This window comes from Anaerolineae bacterium, from assembly GCA_014360855.1.
In the GTDB taxonomy this organism is placed as follows: domain Bacteria; phylum Chloroflexota; class Anaerolineae; order JACIWP01; family JACIWP01; genus JACIWP01.
In genome coordinates, this window is the sequence record JACIWP010000280.1 from 1 (window position 1) to 3,682 (window position 3,682).

4 protein-coding genes are annotated in these 3,682 nt (G+C 65.6%); all 4 read left to right on the top strand.

Annotated elements, in window-relative coordinates:
* On the top strand, window positions 1-248 hold a 248-nt coding region (locus H5T60_12630; GenBank protein MBC7243275.1), incomplete at its 5' end, for a radical SAM protein.
* 89 nt (window positions 249-337) lie between these two features.
* Window positions 338-622 carry an acylphosphatase gene (locus H5T60_12635; GenBank protein ID MBC7243276.1) on the top strand — a complete coding sequence of 95 codons (285 nt, stop codon included), beginning with the start codon at window positions 338-340 and terminating at the stop codon, window positions 620-622.
* Window positions 623-643: 21 nt separating this feature from the next.
* A complete protein-coding gene (locus tag H5T60_12640) occupies window positions 644-1,936 on the top strand; it encodes a hypothetical protein (protein ID MBC7243277.1) in 1,293 nt (430 codons plus the stop codon).
* A gap of 4 nt (window positions 1,937-1,940) precedes the next feature.
* Window positions 1,941-3,593, top strand: a complete 1,653-nt coding sequence (locus tag H5T60_12645; protein MBC7243278.1) for a glycosyltransferase family 39 protein — start codon at window positions 1,941-1,943, stop codon at window positions 3,591-3,593.
* Window positions 3,594-3,682 lie beyond the last annotated feature (89 nt).

A 3,682-nucleotide genomic window follows, 5' to 3' on the forward strand; every position in this document is an offset into this window, starting at 1 on the left:
TGGTACTGCCGGGCGGGCTGGCCGGCACGCGGGAGATCATGCGCTTTATCGCCGAGCGCATTTCCCGGGATACCTATGTGAACGTGATGGACCAGTACCGCCCGTGCTACCGCGCCAATGAGTTTCGCGAGCTGAACCGCCGCATCACCCGTGAGGAGTTCGAGCAGGCGGTACGCTGGGCACAGGAGGCCGGCCTACACCGCCTGGACCATCTGGTGAGCCGGCCGCGCGTCTGGTTCCTGCGCTAGCGCCGGCGCGGTTTGGGGCGCGGCCGCCGGCATGGTATAATGCCGGCGCACATAACGAAGCACAGCCACCAGTCCGGAGGTGTCGAACAATGGCCGAGGAGGAAGCACGTCTGGAGGCTGTTGTTCACGGCCGCGTGCAGGGAGTGGGATTCCGGTATTTCGTCCTGAACCGGGCCGCCGAGCTGGGTCTGCGCGGCTATGTGCGCAACCGCTGGAACGGGACGGTGGAGGTCGTGGCGGAGGGGCCCCGCTCCAAGCTGGAGGTGCTGTTGGGGTATTTACAGCGCGGCCCTCGGGCGGCCGAGGTGACGCGGGTGGACACGGTATGGCGGCCGGCGACCGGCCAGTTCTCCGACTTTCATGTGCGCTTCTGAGCACATCGGACACCTTTATCTATGGAACAGTGGAAACGCGATCCACAGAAACTGAATACGCTGGTATGGGGCATCCTTTTCACTGCCTTCGCCATCTTCTGCGCCATTATCATCGGGGTGCCCCTTTCTGTGCGCGCCTATCTGTACAACTCCACCGTCCAACTGCGCCCCTCGCTGGAGGCTATCAAGGGCACCGTGCTCCTGCATGAGCCTGGGGCGGCGGAGCCGGTGGCGGTATCCATGACCGACCCGCTGATGCAGGATGTGCCGCGGGTGCGCGACGTGCGTCCGGGGTCGGTCATCAGCACGGATGAGACCGCGCTGGGCACGCTCACCTTTTCCCGCAACGGCGGCCAGAATCATCAGGAGAATGTGCTGGGCACTGTGCAGTTGTACCATTCTACCCGGCTGACGCTGGTGGACAGCGCTTTCCCGCGCTTCGCCGGCATCAGCCCGAACCCGGACCGTATCACGCTCCAGGTGGACGCCGGCCAGGTGCGGGTGGTGGTGGCGCGCCTGGGCGACAAACCACCGGTGGTGGAGGTGCGCACACCGCACGGCCAGGCCCTCCTGGGCGAAGGAAGCTATTCCGTGCGGGTGACCGAGCATCTCACCGAGGTGGTGGCGCGCTATGGGGACGCGGAGGTGCTGGCCAATGGACGCGGGGTCAAGCTGACCACGGGCCAGCGCACCCAGGTCGCGGTGGGCGAAACGCCTTCTCTGCCCATGCCGGCCGCGCAGAACCTCATCGTCAACGGCAGTTTCACCGATCCGCTTCCGCCGGCCTGGCAGGTGGATCAGTTCCAGGCCTCCGCCGAGGCGGAACCCGGCCGGGCGGAGATCGTCATTGCCGGCGGGCGCAGGGCGGTCTTCTTCTCCCGCATGGGCAAGAACGGCATCCACAGCGAGGTGGGCATCTCGCAGGTCATCAACCGCGATGTCCTGGACTACGAATCGCTGGTCCTGCGCATGGACGTCCAGCTCCTGTACCAGAGCCTGGCCGGCGGAGGATACCTCAGCTCCGAATTCCCCGTTATGGTACGCATTGATTACAAGGATGTCTACGGCTTTGACCGCTTCTGGGTGCACGGCTTCTACTACCAGAACGTAGATGGCTATCCCATCCAGGCGGACCTGTGGGGGAATCCCCTCGGGGAGCAGATCCCCCACGCGGTGTGGTATCCCTACGAATCCCCGAACCTGCTGACCGCCCTGGGGGATTTGCGGCCGGCGCGCATCCATTCCATCCGCATATATGCCTCCGGCTGGAACTTCCAGAGCATGGTCTCTGAGGTCAGCCTGATTGCGGAGTGACGGCGTGAAGCGCTCTCCTTCCCCGCGTCATCTCCTGGCCTGGCATGAGTGGGCGGTGCTGGGATCGGGGCTGGCGCTGTTCGGCATCCTTGCCGGCCAACAGCTTCACCTGCCCGGCCTCCATTACGACGAGGCTATCGAGGTCCTGCCAGCCATGCAGTTACTGCTGGGCCAGCCGGTGGAGGCCTTCCGGGGCGCCGGCATACACTTCGCCGGCCGGCTCTGGCCCCTCATGGTGATGGATTACATCGGCGCGATCAACACCTACCTGTCCATCCCCTTCTTCGCCCTGTTCGGCATCAACGTCCCTGCTATGCGCCTGCTGTCCCTTTTCTATGCCGCCGGCACGCTGGTCTTCCTGTACCTGCTGGCGCGGGAGCTGTGGGGCCGCGCCGCCGGCGCCATCGCGCTGGGTACCCTGGCCGCGAGCGTGTCGTTCGTGTTCTGGAGCCGGCAGGGCATTTTCGTCACCAATGTCACCTCGACGATCCTGGTGGCCTCGCTGTGGAGCGGCATCCGCTGGTGGCGCACCGGCCGCCGGCGCTATGTCCTGCTGACCGCCTTTCTGTGGGGATTGGGGCTGTACGCCAAGTTCCTGTTCCTGTGGGGCATCCTGGCCGCCGTCGGGGCGGGCGTACTGCTGTACGGGGACCAGATATGGCGCCGGCGGCAGGAACTGCTCCGTGCCTGGACCCCCGGCCGCGCCGCCGGCCTGGCAGGAGCCTTTGTCGTGCCCCTAATCCCCTTGATTGTGTTCAACTTGCAGAGCGCCGGCACGCTCCAGACCTTCCTGCACAACGCCCGCACGTCCTATTACGGGGTGAACAACCTGGCCTTTTGGCACAACCTGGTGGAGCGCTGGAAGCAGTTCGTTGTGGTACTGAGCGGGGAGCACTTCTGGTACCTGGGGGAGACCTATGCCAATCCGTTCTGGCCGCCGGCGCTGGCGCTCTCCCTGGCGCTGGTGCTGGTGGTGATGGCCCTGCGGAGCCGGCGGGCCGGCATCCCCTGGCGGCGGGCACTGTTTCCCTACCTAATGATTGCGCTGATTATCGTGCAGAGCTGTTTCACCATATCGGCGCTGTGGTTCACCCATTATGCGCTGTTACTGCCCCTGCCGGCGCTGGCGCTGGCCGGCGGGCTGTCGTTCGCGGCACAACAAGCCGCGCCCCGCTGGAGGGGGTGGATGTGGACGCTGGCCGGCGTGCTGGCGGCCGGCCTCATCGTCTCGGATATCCAGGTGGACCTGCGCTATCATGCCATCTTGGCGCGGAGCGGCGGGTACCATGCCCATTCCGACGCCGTGTATCGGCTGGCGGAGGTGCTGGAAGCGCGGGCAGGCGGCCCGGTGCTGGCCATGGATTGGGGCATCAGCGCGCCGGTGCAGTTCCTGACCCTGGGGCGGGTCGCGCCGCGCGAGGTCTTCGGGTACGAGCGCTTAGAAGCGCCGGACGAAGGCTTTGTGGGGCGACTGCGGCCCTATCTGACGGACCCGAGCGTTATCTACGTCTTTCATCCGGCGGAGCAAGATGTGTATCGGGGCCGGGCAGAGGCATTCAATGCGCTGGTGGCAGAGGCCGGCAAACAAGCCGCTGTTGTCGATGTGATATATGAGCGCAGTGGCCGGCCGGCGTTCGTGCTCCTGCAGGTGCAGTAACGCGGGCGCGTGTTACTCCTCTCGCTTGGCGCGCAGTTGGGCGCGGTATATCTCCCGGATGTGCTCGAACATGGGGCAGTAGGCGGGGC

Excerpts from the sequence above, each read along its gene's own strand:
- H5T60_12635 (MBC7243276.1), top strand. The coding sequence starts at position 338 with ATGGCCGAGGAGGAAGCACGTCTGGAGGCTGTTGTTCACGGCCGCGTG.
- H5T60_12640 (MBC7243277.1), top strand. The coding sequence starts at position 644 with ATGGAACAGTGGAAACGCGATCCACAGAAACTGAATACGCTGGTATGG.